Source organism: Comamonas sp. Y33R10-2 (genome assembly GCF_019355935.1).
In the GTDB taxonomy this organism is placed as follows: domain Bacteria; phylum Pseudomonadota; class Gammaproteobacteria; order Burkholderiales; family Burkholderiaceae_C; genus Comamonas.
Window position 1 is genome coordinate 1218675 of sequence record NZ_CP079925.1, and the last position, 22390, is coordinate 1241064.

Below are 22390 nucleotides of genomic sequence, written 5' to 3' on the forward strand. Positions count from 1 at the left end.
GTAGCTTTTTTTATCTAGGTAGTGGACGATTTAAGCAAGAAGGGTGAGTAGCCGGGAAACTGGAGCACCTTCTTTGAGTTCATGGACGGTGCTGATCAGTTGGTCTGCATTTATGCGTGACTGGCCGTACTGAAGACAGTCAACTACTTTTGCGCGTAGTTGGTCAGCGCTTAAGCGCTTTTCGGGCGCACCCGAGACCACGTCGGTAGACAAAGCAATTCGCTCTCCATTGTTCAGTTCAGCTTCAAAGAAAACTGGGGTCATGCCCAGAAACGGGAGTGAATCGTCAGCTTCAATGCGGATCTGATCGCGCGCGAAGTGGCCGATGCGCTCATCACGGATAGCGCTGTCTGTGAAGTCACTAATTAGCACAGCGCCGCGTTCAATAGCGACTGCTGAGGTGTAGGCAATGCTGAACTGTGCATCGACGATCCCCGCAGTTTGTAGGTCATATTTGCGCCCCACCATGTTGACGGCTTGGCCACTGACTTTGATGCGGAGTTGGCGTACATCAGCTAGACGTAGCCCGCGTGTGTGCATCTCCAAAGCCAAATCAATTGGAGCGTGAGTGAAGCGGCAAGCCGGATAGGGCTTGAGGCTCAGGTCTTCTACCAACGCGCAAGTTTCTATGCCCTTAAGCACGTTTTCGAGATCAAACTTGCCGTCTTGGTATAGGTTGATGAAGCCGGCTTTGCCTTCAAATACATTGTGTGGGCCGTTAATACCAGCTTCTGCTAGTGCGGTTGAGAACAACACGTTCTTGACCATTTGCGCGGGCTGAAAGCGTTTGGCCATACTTCCATCGATGATGGATTGCAGGCTACCTGCGGTTTGAGTGAGTTGATGACCAAGCGCATTCACCGTGGTTTCGGCTTTCCAACGGCGCTGGCGTGCAATGGCCAATACAGCACCAACGGAGCCACTGATGACGCTGTAGTTCCAGCCGCGCGAACCTTTGGGTCCCCCTGCACGGCCAATACGCATGGCGCCGTCAACTCCCACAGCGATGGCAGTGAGGAATTCACGGCCATCGCATTCGGGACTGTCTTGTTCCATGGATGCCATCAGGCCCGGCAGCACCAAACCATTGGCGTGAAGCGGTACTTTGTCGTCGGTGTCGTCATAGTCCAGTGCGTGCATGGAAACCGCGTTTAAGAAAGCAGCAAAAGGTGCTGGCGCTTTGCCAAAGCCACCCCAGATGGAACTGCCGGTATTGCCACCCCAATGACCTAAGGCCTTGCGGGCTTCATTCAAGCCATGCGAGTTGGCTCCTGCCAAAGCGCAAGCCAGGCTGTCGATCAATCCATCTACGGTGGCATCAATGGTGGCAGGGGAGAGTTGGGCATATTGGCGACTGGTAGCGTTAGCTGCGAGGTGTTGCGCTAAATCCATGGCGGTTTATTTCACTCGTGTTGTTAAGTTCCGCTGAAGTCTGTGCAACCCAAGCATGTCAGTCCAGTTGCTTATCTTGCACGATCGGTAAGTTTTGTTTACCTAGTGAATATCGCTAATGGTATTAACCCGCGACAGATAAGAAAAACTATCGGTTCAGAAAATAAATCCGTCGCGACATAGCCTAATGCGATAGGCAGACTGAAATCTCTACATAAAAAGTATGGAGAAAAGTTATGTCAGTGACGCAAGATATTTCACACGATTTCGCACAATTTATTTCTACAGCGCGATATGAGGATTTGTCTCCAGAGGCAATCGAAGGCGCAAAAAAAAGTATTTTGGATACGGTCGGCGTCATCTTGGCTGCCACAGGTGTGGAGCCGGCAGTCCGTGCTGTATATGACTTGGTGCAAGAAGCGGGTGGTACGCCCCAAAGCACTTTGATGGGCTTTGGCGGTAAAGCGCCTGCGCTTTGGGCGGCTTTTCACAATGGCGCTCTAGCCCATTGCCTAGACTTTGATGATCATGCACCAGAAGGGCACCACCCCAGTAGTTCCATCGTTCCCGCTGCACTGGCATTGGCCGAGCGCGCAGGCGGTGTGTCAGGCCGCGATTTGATTACCGCGGTTGCCGTGGGGCAAGACATGTTTTTGCGCATGCGCCGCGCGGTACCTAGCCGGCTGGACTGGCACATTACCACCGTGATCGGGGTGTTTTCCGCCACGGCGGCGGCAGCCCACATCCTGCGGCTGAACCGTGCGCAAACCATCAGCGCCCTTGGCATTGCGGGCATGCAAAGCTGCGGCACGCTGGAGCTGGCCTACGGCGTGGGCAGTGATTTGCGTGGCATGTACGCCGGCTTTTCTACCAAGGGCGCGGTACTGGCCGCCCTGATGGCCGAGCGCGGTATCCGCGGCGTGCAAAGCATGTTCGAGGGCAAGGCGGGCTTGTTCCCGGTCTACTTTGACAATGAATACGACCGCGCGAGCATGCTCAAAGACTTAGGCAAGGTGTTCCATGGCGGGGATGTACTGTACAAGCCATGGCCTTCGTGCGGCGCATCGCACGGTTTCATCCACGCTACGTTGGAGCTGATGCGTGAGCATGCGCTGCGCGCCCAGGACATTGCAACCATTCGCGTGCATGTGGGGGATTTCCAGAAGCAGCTGTGCGAGCCGATTGAAGGCCGTCGCCGCCCCGCCACTCCGGCCGATGCCAAGTTCAGCATTCCGTACTGCATTGCCGTAGCCGCCAGCAAGGGGGCGGTCAAGCTTTCCGACTTCTTTGGCGATGCACTGCACGACCCGGCAGTGGGTGCGATGGCCGACCGCATTGAAGCGGTGGTGGACGAAAACTTCGACTGGAAAGGGATGTTGCCCAAGGGCCGACTGGAGGTGACTACGCACGACGGGCGGACCTTCAGCCAGGTTGGCGAGAACGTGCCGGGCGATGTCGAATGCCCCATGAACTGGGACTATCTGTACGAAAAATTCCGTGAGAGTGCGGCGCTGGCTGCCAATGCACCGTCGCAAGAGCAGATTGCTGCTGCCTACCAGATGGTGCGCGATCTGGACAATGTGCCAGACGCCACCGCCATGCTGCGTACCTTGGGTTGATGTGATGGATGTCACTTTGGCGCGCCTGGCGCGCTACATCCAAGAGGTGAGTGCATCCGACGTCAGCCCAGAGGCGCTGTACGCGGCAAAGCGTCGGCTGATCGACAGCGTGGCTTGTGCGGCGGCGGCCTTCCCCGAGCCGTTTTGCCAGCAGCTGCGCCAGTTTGGCGCGGCCTATACGCACAGCCAGTACCATGCGCGCATCTGGGGGACGGGTCAGTCCACTACCTTGGAGATGGCCGCGCTGGTCAACGGCAGCTTGCTGCGTTATTTGGACCTGAGCGACACCGTGCTGTCGCGCAGCAATGGTCACCCCAGCGACATGATCGGGGCGCTGGTGGCCGTAGCAGAAGCGCTGCAGTGCAGTGGCAAGCTATTGCTGCAGGCCATTGTGGCCAGCTATGAAATCTATGTCAGCTTGTGTGATGCTGTGGCTATGGCGGCCAAAGGGCTGGACCAAGCTACGGCAGCAGCCGTAGGTGCTGCGGGCGGCACGGCTTTGCTGCTCGGACTGGATGAGGTGCAAACAGCAAATTCGCTGTCGCTGGCCTTGTCTGGGCATATGCAGCTGTTCAACGTACGCTGTGGAGAGCTCTCTGATTGGAAAGGCTGCGCTGGCCCCAATGGCGCGCGTCATGGCGTATTCTCTTGCTTGCTGGCGCAAGCGGGTGTATCTGGTCCCACAGCACCGGTAGAAGGCAAGGGCGGCTTACAGACCATTTTGGGTGCGTTTGAGTGGACACCGGGGCAGGGCGCAGAGCGCGGACGGGCGCGCATTGAGAATACGCATCTGAAGTTGCACCCCGTGTGCTACCACGGCCAATCGGCGGTGGATGCGGCACTGGTGCTGCGGTGCCAAGTGCCCGCCGATAAGGTGCGCAGTGTGCGCATCGTTACGTACGAAGCCGCCTTTCTGGGTATGGGAAATGATCCGCAACGTTGGCAACCTTCCAACCGTGAAACGGCTGACCACAGCCTGCCATATGTAGTGGCCACTGTGTGGCTCGATGGTGCTCTGGGTATTGACTCGTATGCAGATGCGCAGCTGCAGCGGCCCGATCTCTTGGCTTGGATGCAGCGCATCGAGGTGCAGCCTTGCCTGGAGATGACGCAGCAATTCCCCAGTCAGTCGCAGGTGCGCATTGAAGTGACGGATTTGCAGGGTGTCACCACGGTGCACACGCAGCGCAACCCTAGGGGGCATGCCAACGACCCCATCAGCGATGCCGAGCTGGAGGCCAAGTTTCTGGCCTGTTTTGCGCCGTGGGGTGATGCGGTGCAGGCGAGCAGCCTGCTGGAGTTCTTGTGGCAGGTGGAGGAGTTGGCGAATGTCGGCCAGCTGGTCGACCGGCTGGTGCCAGCTGCGGCATAGCGGAGGTGTTGTCCCCAGCCCAGATACAGCGGCCGTAGTGTTTGCATCTGGGCTGGGGGTAAGGGCCATCGCAAGGGGTGGAAAAACGGGTAGGGATGCAGTGCAATGCGGCGCAGCCTGACGGCTTGCGAGGCTGAAAATAGTAAAAAGTGAGCAAGCAGTGCTTGTTATTCAATAACTTTCAGTATGTCAATATATTGAAAGTTAATTTTTATCGGCACAAACAGCTATCAATTTTGATTTGATGGCTGTTGAGAAATTTTCCTTCTTTATCGCTAGCAATTTTCCTGTATGAATTGACATCGGTAATCGTCCTCGAAATCAAAATCAGATCCGGTGAAACTTTTGAATTCGTTGTTGATATTCCTAGGGTTAATACGAGGAATGTCAAGCTTATGTTTTTCTATTGCATCGAAATGAATCCGGGTTAATACCGGGATGCGAGATTGATGGTTGCTTTAAACCCGTAATTTTTATTACTTGATATCGCTGATAACGGCAGTCAAAAATAAAGGGATAACCCTTTACTCTCACTAGGTGGCGATGATTTATTGGTAAGTAAAACTTTCCATTTGGCGCAAAAAATCCAACTCGACATTAACGAAGCTGAATCTGAAACTATCCCTCAGATCAACCAAACAGCTTCATCACATGTCTGCTTCCACTACCGCTCCATCGCCACTGCAAGGTGTCAAGGTCATTGAGTTATCCCACTTGATCGCCGGTCCTTACTGCGGCCAGTTGCTGGCAGAAGAAGGCGCCACCGTGATCAAGGTCGAGCCACCCGAAGGTGAGTTGACCCGCCACCGCGAACCCATGCGCCGCAACGGTGACCAGGAAATTTCGGGCTACTTTGGTGCCTTGAATCGTGGCAAGCAAAGTGTCTGTTTGGATCTGAAAAACAAGCAGGGCATTGACACCCTGCACCAGCTGCTGGCGGGCAGCGATGTGCTGCTGACGAATATGCGTGGCGGTGCACTGAAGCGCCTTGGCCTGTATCCGGAAGATCTGATTAAGCGTTACCCCCGCCTGATCGTGGCCTGCATCTCTGGTTTTGGTCTGCAAAACGCCGGCAAGTACACCGAAGTGGCTGGTCTGGCCATGGTGGCCGAAGCCATGTCCGGCACCACCAGCCTGACTCGTGACCATGAAGGCAACCCCGTGTGGTGCGGCTTTGCAATGGGCGACATTCTGGCCGGCATGACTGCGCATTCGGCCATCTTGTTGGCACTGCGTAACCAAGCGCAGCACGGATTGGGTCGCGTGCTGGATCTGAGCATGGTGGAGTGCTCCCTGCCCATGGTGAGTGTTGCGCTGGCCCGTGAGCAATCGGCCAGCGCCGAGCTGCGTGCCTTTGCGGGTTCCAATAACTTCCACGGTGTGCCTTACGGTGCTTTCCCCGCATCGGATGGTTTTGTGAACATCGGCGTGAACCGTGACGACTTCTGGGCGCGCCTGTGCAATGCCATGGATCGCCCCGAGCTGGGTACTGATGAGCGCTATGCCAAATATGTGGAGCGCGCCAAACGCCAGCACGAAGTGCATGGCATCACCGAAGCGTTCACCCGCCAATTCACCCGTGACGAAATCGTCAACAAGCTCAATGCCGTCGATGTGCCCGTGGCCAGCATTCTGAACATGAATGAGTTGACTGAGCACGATTACATGCAGCTGCGCGGCTCCTTGCGCACAGTGCGCGACGGCATTGGCGGAACTATGCAACTGCCCATAGATGCCACCCGTTTTGAGCCCGTGCCGGGCAGCGACCTAGTGCCCTTATTGGGCGAGCACCGCGACGCCGTGTTGCGTCGTGAGTTGAACCTGTCTGCTCAGGACATTGAGCGCCTGATGGAAGAAGGCGCTTTTGGCAAAACCCCAGCACTGGCCTCTGTCGCCTGAGTTTCTATCTGAACTTCATTCCACCCACCACCCTCTGAAAGCACTTTATGAACACCGCAACCCTAGAGCGTCCAGCATCCAACCAAAGCGGCCATGCCTCTGGCGTAACCCGCGCCGATGTATTGCAAGCGACGCAGGCCGTGACCAGCCGCTTTGGCGATGAATACTTTGCCAAGCTGGACAAGGAAGAGGGCTTTCCACACGAGTACATCAAGGCCCTGATGGATGCCAAGCTGCACACCGTGATGATTCCTGAGCAGTACGGCGGCATGGGTCTGGGCTTGGAGCATGCTTGCACGATCGTGGAAGAAATGCATCGCTCCGGTGGCGTGGGCTCGATGATCCATGGTCAGATGTTCATGATGGGCATCTTGGCCCGTCACGGCACCGATGAGCAAAAGCGCAAAATTCTCGAAGAGGTTTGTGCAGGCAAAGTGCGTCTGCAGTCCTTTTCGTTGACCGAACCCAATGCCGGCACCGATACGTCCAAACTTCAAACTAAGGCCGTTAAAGAAGGTAACGAGTGGGTTATTACGGGTCAGAAGCTGTGGACCTCGCGCTTTGACTACACCGATGCCTTCATGGTGTTCGCCCGTACCAGCCCTCCTAAGGATCCTGCCAAGGCTTACCAAGGTATCTCGGCTTTCTTGGTGGACAAGCGCAATGTAGATCCCAAGCAATACTCAAGCCGCAAGATCGACGTGATGTTCAACCACCATACGTATGAAGTGTTCTACGACAACATGCGTGTGCCGGAAACTTCACTGATCGGCGAAGAAGGCAAGGGTTTTAAATATCTGCTGGATGGCTTGAATGCCGAGCGCATCATCATCGCCTCCGAAGCCATCGGCGACGGTCGCTGGTTCGTGGAAAAAGCCGTGAATTACGCCAAGGAGCGTGTGTTGTTTGGCAAGCCCATCGGTGCTAACCAAGGTGTGCAGTTCCCGATCGCCCTGGGCTATGCCCACCTGGAAGCGGCTGACGCGCTGCGCTGGAAAGCAGCGGAAAAATTCGACCGTAACGAACACTGTGGCGGTGAAGCCAATATCGCCAAGATGCTAGCGTCCGACGCTTCGTGGGAACTGGCCAATGTGTGTATGCAAACACATGGCGGTTTCGGCTTGGCCAAGGAATACCACATTGAACGACGCTTCCGTGATACCCGCGTTTTTCAGATCGCGCCGGTGTCTCCCAACATGATTCTGAACTACGTCAGCCAGCACGTGCTGGGCCTGCCACGTTCTTATTAATTAGCCATCAGGGATGAAAGCGCCATGAACGCACCGTACTTTGAAGATTACACAGAAGACTGGTCGTATGTAACCGAATCGACCGTGGTGACTGATGAAGACATCGCCGCTTTCGTAGAACTACACAAGTTCCATACGCCGACCTTCACGGACATGAATTATGTGAAGTCTTCGGCAGATTACGGTGCGCGCATGGCTCCTGGGTTGTTTGCACTATGTGCCGCAGAAGGTCTGGTGCTGCGCGCCGGCCTGACGCGCAAACGCGGCATCTTCTTGATGGAGTTGTCGCCCAAATTTCAGAAACCGGTCTTTGCCGGTGACACCTTAGTCAATCGGGTGCGCTTGGCCTCCAAGAAGATGACCAGCAAATCCGATCGTGGCGTGGTGGTGACGGCCCATGAGGTGGTGAATCAAAAAGGCGAGGTAGTGATCAGCTACCTGTCGACCCGAATGATCCGCACCCGCGCCTATGTGGAAGTGCCGGCTGCTGCGGCCTGAAGCAAGTCACTCAGAACTTCGAACATTTGGTCAGGATAAAAGTCGTGGAAAACACCCTTCCCAAACCCGTCTCCAACGCGGACTCACAGCCTTATTGGCAAGGTGCCCGTGAAGGTAAATTGCTGATCCGCAAATGTAGCGCCTGTGGGCAGCTGCACTTCATGCCCCGCTATCTGTGCCCCACCTGCTGGTCAGGCGATCTGGAATGGGTCGAGGCTTCGGGCAAAGGCTCGGTGCACAGCTACACCATCATCCGACGCGCTTCCGACCCGCGCTTTGCGCATCTGGTGCCCTATGTCGTGGCGCTGGTGGATTTACAGGAGGGCCCCCGCATGATGGCCAACGTTCTGGGGGAGAACGCTTTGGAGACCAAGATTGGTGATGCCGTGAGCCTGGTTTTTGAAGACCGTGGCGATGGCGACCAGCTGCCTCAGTTCAAGCGCACATCGGTCTGAGGAAGCTTTATGAAACAACCTACTTCTTTGAAGAACAAGATCGCCATTGTGGGTGTGGGCGAGTCGGAAATAGGCCGCGTGCCGCACATGACCGGTTTGGGGCTAAATGCCCAAGCCTGCAAGCGGGCACTGGACGATGCGGGCCTGAAGGTCTCGGACATTGATGGTTTGCTGACTGCGTACTCATTCACAGAGCCTTACTTCATGCTGGGCTCGGTGATGTGCGAGTACCTAGGTATCCAGCCGCGCTTTAATGCGTCGATGGTGGTGGGCGGTGGCTCGCCGGCCATCATGCTCAAGCATGCCGCAGAAGCGATTGCATCCGGTCAGGCAGAAGTGATTTTGGTGTGTGCTGGTGAAAACCGTGCTACCGGCCAGTCCCGCGATGCGGCTGTTTCTACGCTTCTGGCTGTGGGCCATCCGTATTTCGAGCAGCCGTATGGTGGCTCTATCCCCGGCTACTACGCCATGATTGCGCAGCGCCATATGTATAAGTACGGCACGACTCGCGAGCAAATGGCCAGTGTCGCGGTGAACACCCGCGCCAACGCCTTGCTGCACCCCAATGCGCACATGAAAAAGCCCATCAGCATGGACGATGTGCTGTCGGCCAAACCGATTGCCGATCCGCTGGGCATGCTGGACTGCTGCTTGCTGTCGGATGCAGGTGGTGCCTTCATCGTGACCTCGGCCGAACGTGCCAAGGATCTGAAGTGCAAGCCGGTCTACTTGCAGGGTATTGGCGAGTTCCACACCCATGAGCACCTGATGTGTGCCCCCAGCCTTACGGAGTTCGGTGCTACTGAATCGGGTCGCGTGGCCTACGAGATGGCCGGTCTGGGACCCAAGGACATCGATGTGGCGCAGCTGTATGACTGCTTCTCCATCGTGCCCATCATTGAGCTGGAAGAGCTGGGCTTTGTAAAGCCGGGCGAGGGCGGTGCTTTCTTTGCCGAAGGTCGTGGCCGCGTCGGTGGCGATCTGCCCATCAACACCCACGGCGGCATGCTGAGCCATGCCCACGCAGGTGCAGCAGGCGGTTTGTTCGGCATCGTCGAGGCCGTTCGCCAGTTGCGTGGTGGCCTAGGCGAGCGGCAGGTTAACGGTGCCGAAGTGGCTTTGGTGCACAACGAAGGCGGCATTTTGTCGTCGCACTGCACGATCATTCTGGCCAACGACAAGGGCTGAGTACGCCCAGACGCCTGAACCTTTCTATTAAAAATATCTGAGACAAAAACTATGAGCACAGCAGCCACACCCCGCGGTCGTTACTTTGAAGACTTCTCCATCGGTGAAGAAATCCGTACCCCTGCGCGGACCATTACCCAAACTGACATCGTGAATTTCGCCTGCCTGTCGGGCGACTTCAACGAAGTACACACCAACCACGAGTACCTGAAGACCACCCCATTTGGCCAGCCCATTGCCCACGGTCCACTGGTCTATGCCGTGGCGGCAGGTCTGCAGTACGCCAGCGGCGTGAACGACGGTACGCTGATTGCGCTGCTGCAGGTCGACAACTGGCGCATGCTCAAACCCGTGTTCCACGGCGACACCATCCACATGGTCTCAAAGGTGCTGGAGAGCAAGCTGTCGTCCAAGGGTGACCGTGGTGTGGTGAAGTTCGAGCGCTCGGTCATCAACCAACGCGGTGAGATCGTCCAGCAAATGGAATCCAAGTACCTCTATAAGTGCCGCCCACAGGCTTAAGAGCAGCCTGGCGACGCTGATCGCCCCCTCTTGAAAGCACCACGGCGTGTGCATGTCACATGCTGTGAGGGGAGGGTGCGTCTTGACGGAAACAACAATAGAGAACTAGAGCCATGTCACAGACCACTTTGGATTCACCACTAAGCGACTTGCCACTGCGCAACGCCCCGAGCCTAGATTTTTTGACAGGCGTCAAAGTGCTGGACCTGACCACATCGATCGCAGGGCCCTATGCAGGTCAGTTGCTGGCCGATATGGGCGCCACGGTGCTCAAGGTGGAAAAGCCCAAGGGCGGTGACGATGCCCGCGCCTGGGGCCCTCCGTTCCTGCACGGTGAATCGCTGTGGTTCATGGCTGTGAACCGTGGCAAGCAGAGCATGACACTGGACTTCAGCCAGCCAGAAGGCAAAGCCGTACTGGAGCAACTGGTGGGCCAGTGCGATGTCATCTTGTTGAACTTGGTCGCCCGTGTTCAGCGCAAGCTGGGTGTGGATGCCGCTACGCTGCGTGCCATCAACCCCAAGCTGATTCACCTGTCGCTGACAGGCTTTGGCTTGCAAGGCGAACGTGCCGATATGCCTTGCTACGACCTGATTGCCGAAGGTTACTCAGGTGTGATGGATTTGACCGGAGAGCTGGAAAACGGTCCGCAAAAAGTCGGCACCCCCGCTGCCGATATGCTCTCGGGCCACGATGCCGCCATGGCCGTGATTGCCGCTTTGTACCGCCGCCAGCGTGATGGCGTGGGCTGCAGCATTGATATCTCGATGGTGGAGTCGATGTCGCGTTTTATGTCGCCGCGCTTGATGCCGCATCTTGGCTCGGGTGAGATGTACCGCCGCTCCGGTGGCCGTGACAGTGTGATTGCCATCTACCAGGTATTCGAAACCGCGGATGACCCGATGACGCTGGGCCTGGGTAATGACGCCATCTGGAAGCGTTTCTGGGACACCGTAGGCCAGCCCGAAGTGGCGCAAAACCCCGCCTACGCCAGCAATGCGCAGCGGCGCGAAGCCCGCCCCGAGTTGGTCGAAATGATTGCCAAGGTGCTGGTGACCAAACAGCGTGCCGAGTGGCTGGGTTTGTTTACCCAAGCCCGTGTGCCTGCAGGTCCCATCCAGCGACTGGACGAGTTGGCCCGCGACAAAGCCTTGCAAGACGCTGGCTTTATTTACCGTACCCAGGGGGCGGATGGCGAGATCCCGCAAGTGGGATTGGGCATTCGCTTCGACGGCCAGACCGAAGGCACTCAGGTGCCACCGCCCAAGTTGGGCGCTGACACCCAAACCGTTTTAGAGGACTGGCTCGCACTGGACGAGTCGGCCATTACTCAGCTTCGCGCACAAGCCATTATTTAAGGAGACCACCATGCAGCAATTCGAAGAAATCATTTATAGCGAAGACGGTCCTATTGCCACGATCACGCTGAACCGTCCCCATGACGGCAATATGTTCACAGCCAAGATGTGCCACGAAATCCGTGACTGCATCAACGAAATCCGCCGTGAGACCCGCACCCGCGTGGTGGTGTTGACGGGCGCTGGCGACAAGTTCTTTTGCACCGGTGGCCGCAAGGATGGAATGGAAGAAACGCTGTTGTACGCCGGCGTGTTGCCTACGCTGGAAATGTACGAATCCATCGACAAGCTGCAAAAGCCGGTGATTGCCAGTGTCAACGGCTTTGCGGTGGGCGGAGGCAATGTGCTGCAGATGGTGTGCGATGTGACCATTGCCAAGGAAAGCGCGGTATTTCGCCAGGTGGGGCCGATGGTGGGCAGCTTTGACGCGGGCTACGGCACTTGGTATCTGGAAGACCTGGTGGGTAAGAAGCGCGCCAAGGAGATGTGGTACTCCAACCCCAAGCTCAGCGCCAAGGAAGCTAAGGAATGGGGACTGGTCAACCGCGTGGTGCCTGACGAGCAGCTGGCGGTAGAAACTAAGAAGTTTGCGCTGGAAATTGCGGACCGCGGAGCATTCGCACTGGCCTCCATCAAGGGCGCTTTCAATGCCCGCCACGGTGGTGTATCCGGCCTGTCGCGCATGGCCCATGACTTACTGCTGCGTGGCTACCTCGATACCAAAGAGCATGACGAAATGGCGGCTGCTTTCGCAGAGCGTCGCAGTCCTGATGCCAGCAAGTTTGGTCAGTAATTTCAGCAAACGATAGACCACGAGGAGGCCCGTGATGTCCCATTTGCTGACGTTGCATAACCCGGCGCAGTCGAGCTTGCTCTATCGCAAGCGCGTCTGGCAAAACACCACGATGTATGGCTTGGTGCGCAAGCATGCCAGCGAGCGATCGGCTGCTTTTGCGGTGCGGGACAACCAGCGCCGCCTGACTTGGCACGCACTGCTGCAGTGGGTAGATACGGTGGCCGCTGCGCTGCATGCCAGTGGGCTGCGCACCGGCGACCGGGTGGCCGTATGGCTGCCCAATCGGCTGGAAAACGTGGTCATTCAACTGGCCTGCTCGCGCAACGGCTATGTTTGCAACCCCTCGCTGCACCAGAACTACACCGTTGCCGAAATCCTGACGTTGCTGCAGCGCATCGACTGCAAAGCCTTGTTTGCCCAGATCGGCTGGGGCGCAGACGCCAAACAGTACGATGTGTTCGCCCAGGCACAAGGGCTGGGCCATATCAAGCGGATGTTTGCACTGCCAGCACTGAATGCCGGTGACTCCGCTTTGCCCCTCGGTACGCAGCCGATGCCGCAGCCTGGCGATGTGTCACTGTCTGAGTTGCCCGCAGCCAGTGAAGATCCTGATCAAGTGGTGTACCTGGCTTTTACCAGTGGCACCACTGGCGCGCCGAAGGGCGTCATGCACAGCGATAACACTTTGCTGGCCAATGGCCGCTCGTTGTCGAAGGACTGGAACCAGGACGCGAACACGGTCTTGTTAACGCTCAGTCCTATGAGCCACCACATTGGGACTGTGGCGTTGGAGCAGGTGTTGGTCACCGGGTGTGAGCTGGTGATGTTGGATGGCACGGCTGGTGTGCCTGCACTGGACTGGTTGCAGCAAACCGGTGCGACTTATGTGATGGGGGTACCCACGCATGCGATGGACTTGATCCAGGAGGTGGATAAACGCCAGTTGCAGAAACTGGGCAATGTGCGTGTGTTCTATATGGCGGGTGCACCCATCCCGACTGAAACCGCATCCCGCCTGCTGGCCCTAGGCGCCACTCCGCAAAACGTTTATGGCATGACCGAGTGCGGCTCGCACCAGTACACCTTGCCTCATGACCCCGTGGAAGTCATTACCACCACCTGTGGTAAGCATTGCCATGGCTACGAGGTGCGCTTGTTTGACCAAGAGAATCCTGACCGGGAAGTGGTGCAAGGTGAAGTGGGCGAAATCGGTGGCCGTGGTGGTCTGCTGATGCTGGGCTACTTCAACAATCAGACAGCCACCGAAGGTTCGTTCAATGCGGGCGGCTGGTTCATGAGCGGTGATCTGGGTCGCTTTGATGCCAACGGCAACCTGGAAATTGTCGGTCGAAAGAAGGACTTGATCATTCGCGGCGGCCACAACATCCACCCGGCCCACATCGAGGAATACGCCCACCGCCATATGGCTGTCAAAAAGGCGGCGGCTTTTGGCGTGCCCGATGAACGACTGGGCGAGAAAGTGTGTTTGGCATTGATTGCCCCCGAAAACGCACCCCAAGCCCAGGACATGCTGCAGCACTTGGCGGCAGAGGGGCTGTCGAAATTCGACATGCCCGAGTTCTACATCGTGCTGCCCGAGTTTCCGCTCACTCCCAGCGGAAAAATTCTCAAACGTGAATTGATTGAGTGGGTCAAGTCTGGCCGTATTCAACCCCAACCTGTGCGCTATCGCGCCCCCGAGGTGGTCGCATGATTGAACTGAAATACGACGAAGAATTTGCGGTGCTGACAATTCGCCGCCCGCAAGCGCTGAATGCCTTGAGCTTTTCGCTGATCGAAGACATTGGAAAAGCCATCACGGAAGCAGGGCGCTCCAAGGCTCGTGCGCTGATCATCACCGGAGAAGGCGAGAAATCGTTTTGCGCGGGCGCTGACATCAAAGAGCTGCAGCAGCGCAGCCTCAAAGAGCAGCGCGAAGGTGCGGAACTGGGCCAGGCGGTGTTCGCACAGCTGGATCGTCTGAGTATTCCTTCGATTGCCGTGGTCAATGGCTTTGCGTTTGGTGGTGGCTGCGAGTTGGCGCTGGCGTGCACGCTGCGCCTAGCACTGCAGAACGCCAAGTTTGGATTGCCGGAAGTGAAGCTGGGCCTGATCCCCGGTTATGGCGGAACCCAGCGCCTGCCTCGCTTGGTGGGGACGGGGCGGGCGCTGGAGTTGGTCATGACAGGCCGCACGGTCAAAGCCGATGAGGCGTTGGCCATCGGCCTAGTCAACCGCATCGTAGAAGGACAGGTGGTTGAGGCTGGCAAAGCTTACGCCCGTGAGTTCACTGGCCACAGCCTGCGGGCCCTGCAGTTTGCCCGAGAAGCCGTGCTGCGTGCAGCCGACCTGCCGCTGTATGAGGGGCTGCGCCTGGAGGCCGATCTGTCCACGCTGGCCTATCGCACGGCCGACGCTGAAGAGGGCATGCAAGCCTTTGTGGACAAGCGTCCCGCAGTTTTCCAAGACCAATAAGCCAGAACAACAGGGAGACAAATCGTATGAGCAAAGCTTGTATTGTGGTTACAGGTGCCAGCAAGGGCATTGGCGCTGCCATTGCGCTGACGCTGGCCGAGCAGGGCTACCACGTGGCATGCCTTTCACGCTCTGGAGCGGCGCCCTCGCTCGAAGGTACCAGTGCCGAAGTGAGTGCGCGATTGATCGCCGGACGCGCTGATGTGTCGAAGCCGGAAACGATGGCGCAGGCTTTGAAGCAACTCAAGGATGCTGACTGGCAGATCAAGGGCTTGGTCAACAACGCTGGCCTGCATGTGGATTCACCATCCGCCACATTGCCGCTGGATCAGTGGCAACTGATGATGGACATGAATGCCACCTCGGTGCTCACCGCTTGCCAAGCTGCCTACCCCTACCTTTTGGAAAACCAAGGTGGGATGATTGTCAACATCGGCTCCTTCTTTGAAAAGCTGGGCGTCAAACGCAATGTGGCGTATTGCGCCAGCAAGGCGGCGGTAGGTGCAATTACCCGTTGTTTGGCTGCCGAGTGGGGCGGCAAGGGCATTCGCGTCATGAACGTGGCCCCCGGTTACATCGAGACCGATTTGAATGCGGACGCTATGGGCGAAGACAGCCCGCTGCGCCAATACCTAGCCAAGCGCATTCCCGGCGGTGTGCCCGGTAAGTCCAAGGATGTGGGGGCACTGGTGGCCAGCATGTTTGGCCCTGCAGGTGCTTTCCTCAGTGGCGAGACCATCTATATCGATGGTGGTCAAAGCATTGCGCACTAAGGAGCTGCTGCCATGAATATCTTGCAAAGCATGGATGAGCGCATCGCGCTCAACGACGAAGAACGCATGCTGCTCGACAGCGTCAAAGCCCTGTGCCAGGACCAGATTGCACCCAAAGCTGAGCACTACGACCGCACGGCTGAGTTCCCATGGGAGAACGTCAAGGCCATCAATCAGCTGGGTTTGAACGCCATGTTCATCCCTGAGGAATATGGCGGCGCGCAAATGTCGTACACGGCTTATCTGGCCTGCGCTCGCGAGATCAGCAAGGCCTGTGCTGCCACTGGCATCATCTGGGCCACCAACTACCACGGCATGAAGCCGCTGATCGACTGGGGAAACGAAGAGCAAAAGCAGCGCCTGCTGCCGCGCATTGCTGAAGGCGGTCTGGGTGCGCTGGCGATCACCGAGCCCGGCGCCGGCTCGGACGCCACCGGTATGCGCACCACTTTCCGTGAAGAAGGTGATGAGATCGTCATCAACGGTGGCAAGACCTTTATCACCAATGGCGATGTAGCCGATCTGTACCTGCTGTTTGGCAAATGGGAAGGTATTGCCAACGCCAAAGAGGCGATCTCGGTATTGATCCTAGAAAAGGGCACACCCGGTCTGTCCGTGGTGCGCCTCGAAGACAAGATGGGGCACCGGGCTTCCAGCACTGCCACACTGGCGTTTGATAACTGCCGCGTGCCACGTGCCAACCTGCTGGGCAGCCCCGGCGATGGCCTGAAGATTTTGTTTGCATCGTTGAATAAATCCCGCCCCAGCGTGGCAGCCCACGCCTCGGGTATCGCCCGCGCTGCATTTGAAGATGCCACGGCTTATATCAACGAACGCCGCCAATCTGGAAAGCGCATTCTGGAGTTCCAGGGCATCCAGTTCATGCTGGCCGATTTGGCTTCTGAAATGTCTCTGGTAGAGAGCTATCTGTGGCAGCTGGCGGCCCGTATCGACAACGGTGCCAAGGACTTCGGCATCGACGCCTCGTTGCTGAAAATGCGCGCCACCGACCTGGCCATGCGCGTAACCACCGACGGCGTGCAGCTGCTGGGCGGCTATGGCTACTGTAAAGACTTCCGCATGGAGCGCCTGATGCGCGACGCCAAGATCACCCAGATCTGGGAAGGCACCAACCAGGTCCACCGCCAGCTCATCGGCCGCAGCTTTTTGCAGCGCTAAGACACCACACATTAGGAGACACCACATGAGTGAGATCAAAACCATTGGCATCGCCGGTGCCGGAACCATGGGTGCAGGCATTGCCATCGTCTGCGCACGCGCAGGCTTTCGCACAAAGGTGTTCGACCTGAACCCTGAGTCTGTCGCCCGTGCACGTCAGCAGACCGAAGGCTTTTTGCGCAAGAGCGTGGAGCGCGGCAAGCTGGCCGCCGAGAAGCTGCCCGAGATCATGAATGCCTGGCAGGGTACCAGTGATCTGAACGATATGGCTGACTGCGATCTGGTCATCGAAGCCATCTTTGAGAGCCTGCCCGCCAAGCACGACCTGTTCAGCAAGCTCAACGCCGTTTGCCCTGAGCACACCATTTTTGCCAGCAATACCTCGACCATCAGCATCACCGAAATTGCCGGTGGCAGCGGCCGTCCTGACCGCTTTGTAGGCATGCACTTTTGCCTGCCGGCCCAACTGATGAAGCTGGTGGAAATGTCACCGGGGCTGACAACCAGCGACGCCACCTTTGCGCAGGCATGGGCCGTGTGCGAAGCCATGGGTCAAAAGCCGGTCAAGACGCAAGACACCCCTAGCTTCATCCTGAACTACTTCCTGATTCCGTACCACAACGACGCCATCCGCCTGATTGAGCAGGGCGTGGCCGATCCGGCAGACATCGACCTGGCCATCAAGACCGGCATGGGTTACTCCATGGGTCCGTTTGAGCTGCTGGATCTGGTGGGAATGGACACGCAAAAGTTGCTGTGCGAAGCCATGCATGGCGTCACCAACGAGCCGCGGGCCGCCTGCCCGCCGCTGGTCAAAAAAATGATCGCCGCAGGCTGGTTGGGTAAGAAAACCGGCAAAGGCTTTCACAGCTATGCCGACAACAAAATGTATGGAGCGTAAAACCATGAGCAGCTACGAAATCTTTCGCGCGGGCCAGAGCAACTCCTTTCCAGACGACCACGCCCTCACCCAGCAAGCCACCAGCGGCGCACAAGGCCTGGTGTTCATCGGTGCCGATGCAGGCGCCGCCTTTGCCGCCACCAGCAATGTGGAAAACCGCAGCTTTGTGGCGTTGGAGCTGGGCAACGAATGCCTTGGCGCGCACACCGGCGAAAGCCGTGGCCAAGAAGGTTCCAACGTGGTGGGTTTTGCACGTTTTCGCATGGGTAAGGCAGATCCCTCGAACCTGATTGAGCTGGTCAAGCAGCCCCAAACCCAGCCAGACGCACTGGCTGCCGCCAAGTCCGCGTTTGAAGCGGCAGGCTTCAAAGTGGCGGTGTGCAATGACTTCCCCGGTCGCATCATCAACCGCCTGGTGCGGCCCTACCTGAACGCCGCGCTGCGCCGCCTCGATGAAAAGCTGGCAAGTGCCGACGACATGGACAAGACCCTTTGCCTGGGTCTGGGCTACCCCGAAGGTCCTATCTCCTTACTGGAGCGCACCGGCTTGGTGGAGCACTTTGATGTGACTGCAGATTTGCACGCGGCGCTGGGTCAGGAGGCCTATGCACCGGCACGCCGTGCCCAGGTGGCTAAGCAACGCGCCCAGCAGCCCGGCGAGTCTGCAGCGCTCAAGCGCGTTGCCTGAGGTAAGCCCCAAGGCCACTATGTGGCCTTTTGAAAATACGCAGCAAGTAGGGCGGTAGCCCTTTAGTGTCAAAGAAAGATTGCTATGAAAGTATTGGTTCCAGTCAAGCGCGTGGTGGACTACAACGTCAAAGTTCGCATCAAGTCGGACGGCACAGGTGTAGACATTGCCAACGTCAAGATGAGCATGAACCCATTTGATGAGATCGCCGTTGAAGAAGCGGTGCGTCTCAAGGAACAAGGCGTGGTCACGGAAGTGATTGCCGTGTCCTGCGGTGTGGCACAAAGCCAAGAAGTGCTGCGCACGGCCATGGCCATTGGTGCAGACCGAGGCATTCTGGTGGAAGCCGATGCAGAGCTGCAGCCGCTGGCCATTGCCAAGCTGCTCAAGGCACTGGTAGACAAAGAGCAGCCCGGTCTGGTGATTTTGGGCAAGCAAGCCATCGATGGTGACAACAACCAGACCGGTCAGATGCTGGCGGCGCTGGCCGATCTGCCCCAAGCCACCTTCGCTTCCAAGGTGGAAGTGGCCGGCGACAAGGTCAATGTGACCCGTGAAGTGGATGGCGGTCTGGAAACGGTGGCTCTGAGAATGCCTGCCATCATCACCACCGACCTGCGCTTGAATGAGCCCCGCTACGTGACCTTGCCCAACATCATGAAGGCCAAGAAAAAACAGCTGGACACTTTCAAGCCTGAGGATCTGGGTGTGGACGTGACTCCTCGCCTCAAGACCCTGAAGGTGGCAGAGCCCGCCAAGCGCGGTGCTGGCATCAAGGTGGCCGATGTGGCAGCGCTGTTGGACAAGCTCAAGAACGAAGCCAAGGTGCTGTAAGGCGCGAAGCGAGCGCTCTTGGAGGTTTCTAAGAGTGCTCGCCCAAAAATCTATAGTGAAATTGGCCGCTAGCGCTTAAAGATAAAGCGCAGACAGCTATCTATTTTGTAATTTCTGAGTGCGAACAGGACTGCCAGCGCAGCGGGGCGCCTCGTGAATGGGGATATAGAACATGACTTCTCTTGTCATTGCAGAACACGACAACGCTTTAATCAAGGGCGCTACGCTGAACACCGTTACCGCCGCCAAGGCCTGTGGTGGTGAGGTGCATGTGCTAGTGGCCGGTGAGGGCGCGGCCGCAGCAGCGGCAGCAGCTGCCCAGATCGTCGGTGTTTCCAAAGTCATTCACGCAGACGGCACAAGCCTCAAGGACGGCCTGGCTGAGAACGTCGCAGCGCAAATTCTGAGCATCGCTGGTAGCTACAGCCACATCCTGTTCCCATCGACGGCTGCGGGCAAGAACATTGCTCCCCGCGTTGCCGCCAAGCTGGATGTGGCCCAGATCAGCGACATCACCAAGGTTGATTCCGCTGACACCTTCGAGCGCCCCATCTACGCAGGTAACGCCATAGCCACCGTGCAGTCTGCCGATGCCGTCAAGGTCATCACCGTGCGTACTACCGGCTTTGACGCTGCTGCCGCCACCGGTGGCTCTGCCGCTGTGGAAACCACTGTTGCAGTGGCTGACTCGGGCAAGAGCGCTTTAGTGGGCCGTGAAGTCACCAAGAGCGATCGTCCTGAGCTGACGGCAGCCAAGATCATCGTCTCCGGTGGCCGCGCACTGGGCTCGGCAGAGAAGTTCAGCGAAGTCATCACACCGCTTGCTGACAAGCTGGGCGCCGCCATCGGTGCTTCCCGCGCAGCAGTTGATGCCGGCTACGCCCCCAACGACCTGCAAGTGGGCCAGACCGGCAAGATCGTTGCGCCGCAGTTGTATATAGCCGCTGGTATTTCGGGCGCAATCCAGCACTTGGCCGGTATGAAGGACTCCAAAGTGATCGTTGCAATCAACAAGGACCCAGAGGCGCCCATCTTCTCGGTGGCTGATTACGGTCTCGAAGCCGACCTGTTTACGGCTGTTCCTGAGATCGCAGGAGCGCTGTAAATATGAATACCTTGGTTCACACAGAGCGCGTGGATAACGTGCTGGTGATCGATGTCGCATCGCTCAACGCCTTGCTACAAGGCCTGCAGGCCTTGGAGGCAGATGTCAGTGTGCAGGCTGCGGTTCTGCATGCAGACGGTAAGGTGTTTGCACTGGGTAGCGATGTGATCGCCGCATTGCCGCAAGCTATCTCTGCGGTGGAAAGCAGCACAAAACCAGTTGTCGCGGCCTTGCAGGGTAGTGTGCAAGGCGGGCACTGGGAGTTTGTTCTAGCTTGTGATGCACGGGTTGCGAGCGCCACCACGCGCATGGCATTGCCTGCGGTGAGCCAAGGTTTGATTCCTGGTGCAGGTACTGCACAGCGCTTGTTGCGTGGTGTAGGTGCGCTCAAGGCGCTTGATTTGATTGGCATGGGTGCGCAACTCACCGCATCTCAAGCGCAGACGTTGGATCTGCTGGATGTGGTGGCACAAGCCTCTGTGCTGGATGCCGCTGTGAACCTGGCAAAAAGTCTGCAGGGGAGCAAGCGTCGCATGCGTGATGGTGCGGTTGCTGCGGTGGACGATGCCTTGCTGCAAACTGCCATCAAGGATGTGCTGCGCAAAGGCAAGCAGCGCCCTGCGACACAGGCGGCAGTGGCATCGATCAAGAATTCCATCGTGCTGCCGTTTGACGATGCTGCTGTCAAAGACCAGCAAGCTTTAACCCAGTTGCGCGAAGGTCGTGATGCCAAGGCGCTGCAGTACCAGTTGCAGGCCGAACAGTGCACCACCGTGTTGCCTGCTGAGTTGAACGTGGCCCCGCGTGCCATGCAGCGCATTGCGGTAATTGGCGCAGGCACCATGGGCACCGGCATTGCCATCAGTGCGTTGGACGCCGGTTTGCAGGTGCAGATTTTTGAACAAGATCAAGCGGCTCTGAACCGTGGGGTGCAACGCGTGCAGGACTTTTATGACCAGCGCGTGGCCGTAGGCAAGTTGACACAAGACAAGGCCATAGCGCGCAAGGCGGCGTTGACCAGCACCCTGAATTGGGCCGAGCTGGCTCAGGCGGATGTGGTGATTGAAGCCGTGTTTGAAGACCTTGCCGTTAAGCAAAACGTCTTCAAGACCATTGATCAGCATGCCCGCGCAGGTGCTTTGCTTGCAACCAATACCTCGTACCTGGATCTGGACGACATTGCCCAAGCCACTTCACGCCCACAGGATGTGATTGGCCTGCACTTCTTTAGCCCCGCCAATGTGATGAAGCTGCTGGAAGTGGTGCGCTTGCAAGGCACGGCTATTGACGCCATTGCCACCGGCATGGCGCTGGGCAAGAAGCTGGGCAAGCTGCCAGTGTTGTGCGGCAACGCGTTTGGCTTTATCGGTAACCGCATCTACAACGCTTACCGCAAGCAGGTTGAGTTCATGTTGGAAGACGGTGCTTTGCCCGAACAGGTGGATGCCGCGCTGCAAAAGTTTGGCTTTGCGATGGGCCCGTTTGCCGTGGCCGACTTGTCTGGGCTGGACATTGCATGGCGCATGCGCAAGTCGCAAGCGGCTACGCGGAACCCCAAGGAGCGCTATGTCTCCATCTTGGATCAGCTGTGCGAGCAGGGTCGCCTGGGTCGCAAGACCGGTTCCGGCTACTACACCTATGTGGATGGCAAAAAATCGGCAGCAGTGGATGACAGCGTCAAGGCCGTGATCGAGCAAGCCACGCAGGCACGTGGTCTGACCCGTCGCAGCCTGACGGATGTCGAAATCATGCGTCGCACGCTCATGGCGATGTGCAACGAGGCGGCATTGCTGCTGGCTGAGGGCGTGGCGCGCCAGCCTTCCGACATTGATGTGGTGCTGGTGCAGGGGTACGGCTTCCCGCGTTGGGAGGGCGGGCCTTTGTTCTGGCTCAGCCAGTTCAGCGTGCAAGAACAGGCGCAAATGCAAACCGAGCTGGCCCAGCATGTAGGGCATGGCTTTGCCAAGGGCGATCTGGCCCTGCTGAAATTGCCCTAAAAATTTGCATTAAATATGGCTGTAGCGCTTACAGGTAAGGCGCTAACAGCTATCAATTTTTAAATTTGGCCATGCGCCATAAACACTGA

The 22390-nt window shown here is 57.6% G+C and carries 20 protein-coding genes; 19 read left to right on the top strand and 1 reads right to left on the bottom strand.

The features are described 5' to 3' along the window. Positions 1 to 30: 30 nt before the first annotated feature. A complete protein-coding gene (locus KUF54_RS05520) occupies positions 31 to 1392 on the bottom strand; it encodes an MmgE/PrpD family protein (protein WP_219345658.1) in 1362 nt (453 codons plus the stop codon). 236 nt (positions 1393 to 1628) lie between these two features. Here KUF54_RS05520 and KUF54_RS05525 point away from each other — a divergent pair, with 236 nt between their 5' ends. From KUF54_RS05525 to KUF54_RS05615, 19 genes are all read left to right on the top strand, one after another. After that, complete coding sequence (locus KUF54_RS05525; RefSeq protein WP_219345659.1) at positions 1629 to 3011, top strand: MmgE/PrpD family protein; 1383 nt, start codon at positions 1629 to 1631, stop codon at positions 3009 to 3011. Positions 3012 to 3015: 4 nt separating this feature from the next. Beyond that, positions 3016 to 4383: an MmgE/PrpD family protein gene (locus KUF54_RS05530; RefSeq protein WP_219345660.1), complete on the top strand. Its 1368-nt coding sequence runs from the start codon at positions 3016 to 3018 to the stop codon at positions 4381 to 4383. Positions 4384 to 5034: 651 nt separating this feature from the next. After that, positions 5035 to 6282 (top strand): CaiB/BaiF CoA-transferase family protein, encoded by a 1248-nt coding sequence (locus KUF54_RS05535; protein ID WP_219345661.1) that lies wholly within the window; start codon positions 5035 to 5037, stop codon positions 6280 to 6282. Between the two features lie 47 nt (positions 6283 to 6329). After that, positions 6330 to 7532, top strand: a complete 1203-nt coding sequence (locus tag KUF54_RS05540) for an acyl-CoA dehydrogenase family protein (protein ID WP_219345662.1) — start codon at positions 6330 to 6332, stop codon at positions 7530 to 7532. 24 nt (positions 7533 to 7556) lie between these two features. After that, positions 7557 to 8030 (top strand): MaoC family dehydratase N-terminal domain-containing protein, encoded by a 474-nt coding sequence (locus tag KUF54_RS05545; RefSeq protein WP_219345663.1) that lies wholly within the window; start codon positions 7557 to 7559, stop codon positions 8028 to 8030. Positions 8031 to 8074: 44 nt separating this feature from the next. Continuing rightward, positions 8075 to 8485 carry a Zn-ribbon domain-containing OB-fold protein gene (locus tag KUF54_RS05550; RefSeq protein ID WP_219345664.1) on the top strand — a complete coding sequence of 137 codons (411 nt, stop codon included), beginning with the start codon at positions 8075 to 8077 and terminating at the stop codon, positions 8483 to 8485. A 9-nt stretch (positions 8486 to 8494) separates the two neighbouring features. Further along, a complete protein-coding gene (locus KUF54_RS05555) occupies positions 8495 to 9673 on the top strand; it encodes a thiolase family protein (protein WP_219345665.1) in 1179 nt (392 codons plus the stop codon). A 51-nt stretch (positions 9674 to 9724) separates the two neighbouring features. Next, a complete protein-coding gene (locus tag KUF54_RS05560; protein WP_219345666.1) occupies positions 9725 to 10195 on the top strand; it encodes a MaoC/PaaZ C-terminal domain-containing protein in 471 nt (156 codons plus the stop codon). A 113-nt stretch (positions 10196 to 10308) separates the two neighbouring features. Further along, positions 10309 to 11553: a CaiB/BaiF CoA-transferase family protein gene (locus KUF54_RS05565; protein ID WP_219345667.1), complete on the top strand. Its 1245-nt coding sequence runs from the start codon at positions 10309 to 10311 to the stop codon at positions 11551 to 11553. A gap of 10 nt (positions 11554 to 11563) precedes the next feature. Continuing rightward, positions 11564 to 12346, top strand: coding sequence for an enoyl-CoA hydratase-related protein (locus KUF54_RS05570; RefSeq protein WP_219345668.1), 783 nt, complete (start codon positions 11564 to 11566; stop codon positions 12344 to 12346). Between the two features lie 34 nt (positions 12347 to 12380). Then, complete coding sequence (locus KUF54_RS05575; RefSeq protein ID WP_219345669.1) at positions 12381 to 14063, top strand: class I adenylate-forming enzyme family protein; 1683 nt, start codon at positions 12381 to 12383, stop codon at positions 14061 to 14063. Beyond that, positions 14060 to 14824 (top strand): enoyl-CoA hydratase/isomerase family protein, encoded by a 765-nt coding sequence (locus KUF54_RS05580; protein ID WP_219345670.1) that lies wholly within the window; start codon positions 14060 to 14062, stop codon positions 14822 to 14824. Before KUF54_RS05575 ends, KUF54_RS05580 begins: the two co-directional genes overlap by 4 nt. Positions 14825 to 14850: 26 nt before the next feature. Continuing rightward, complete coding sequence (locus KUF54_RS05585) at positions 14851 to 15597, top strand: SDR family NAD(P)-dependent oxidoreductase (RefSeq protein WP_219345671.1); 747 nt, start codon at positions 14851 to 14853, stop codon at positions 15595 to 15597. Positions 15598 to 15609: 12 nt separating this feature from the next. Then, entirely contained in the window at positions 15610 to 16776 is a 1167-nt protein-coding gene (locus KUF54_RS05590) for an acyl-CoA dehydrogenase family protein (RefSeq protein WP_219345672.1), read from the top strand. A 25-nt stretch (positions 16777 to 16801) separates the two neighbouring features. Next, a complete protein-coding gene (locus KUF54_RS05595) occupies positions 16802 to 17677 on the top strand; it encodes a 3-hydroxyacyl-CoA dehydrogenase family protein (RefSeq protein WP_219345673.1) in 876 nt (291 codons plus the stop codon). 4 nt (positions 17678 to 17681) lie between these two features. Beyond that, the gene (locus tag KUF54_RS05600) at positions 17682 to 18365 is read left to right on the top strand and encodes a 3-hydroxyacyl-CoA dehydrogenase family protein (protein ID WP_219345674.1); all 684 of its coding nucleotides are present in this window, start codon (positions 17682 to 17684) and stop codon (positions 18363 to 18365) included. Between the two features lie 84 nt (positions 18366 to 18449). Further along, positions 18450 to 19199, top strand: coding sequence for an electron transfer flavoprotein subunit beta/FixA family protein (locus tag KUF54_RS05605; protein WP_219345675.1), 750 nt, complete (start codon positions 18450 to 18452; stop codon positions 19197 to 19199). A 172-nt stretch (positions 19200 to 19371) separates the two neighbouring features. Then, positions 19372 to 20304 (top strand): electron transfer flavoprotein subunit alpha/FixB family protein, encoded by a 933-nt coding sequence (locus tag KUF54_RS05610; RefSeq protein ID WP_219345676.1) that lies wholly within the window; start codon positions 19372 to 19374, stop codon positions 20302 to 20304. Between the two features lie 2 nt (positions 20305 to 20306). Continuing rightward, positions 20307 to 22301, top strand: coding sequence for a 3-hydroxyacyl-CoA dehydrogenase NAD-binding domain-containing protein (locus KUF54_RS05615; RefSeq protein ID WP_219345677.1), 1995 nt, complete (start codon positions 20307 to 20309; stop codon positions 22299 to 22301). Positions 22302 to 22390 lie beyond the last annotated feature (89 nt).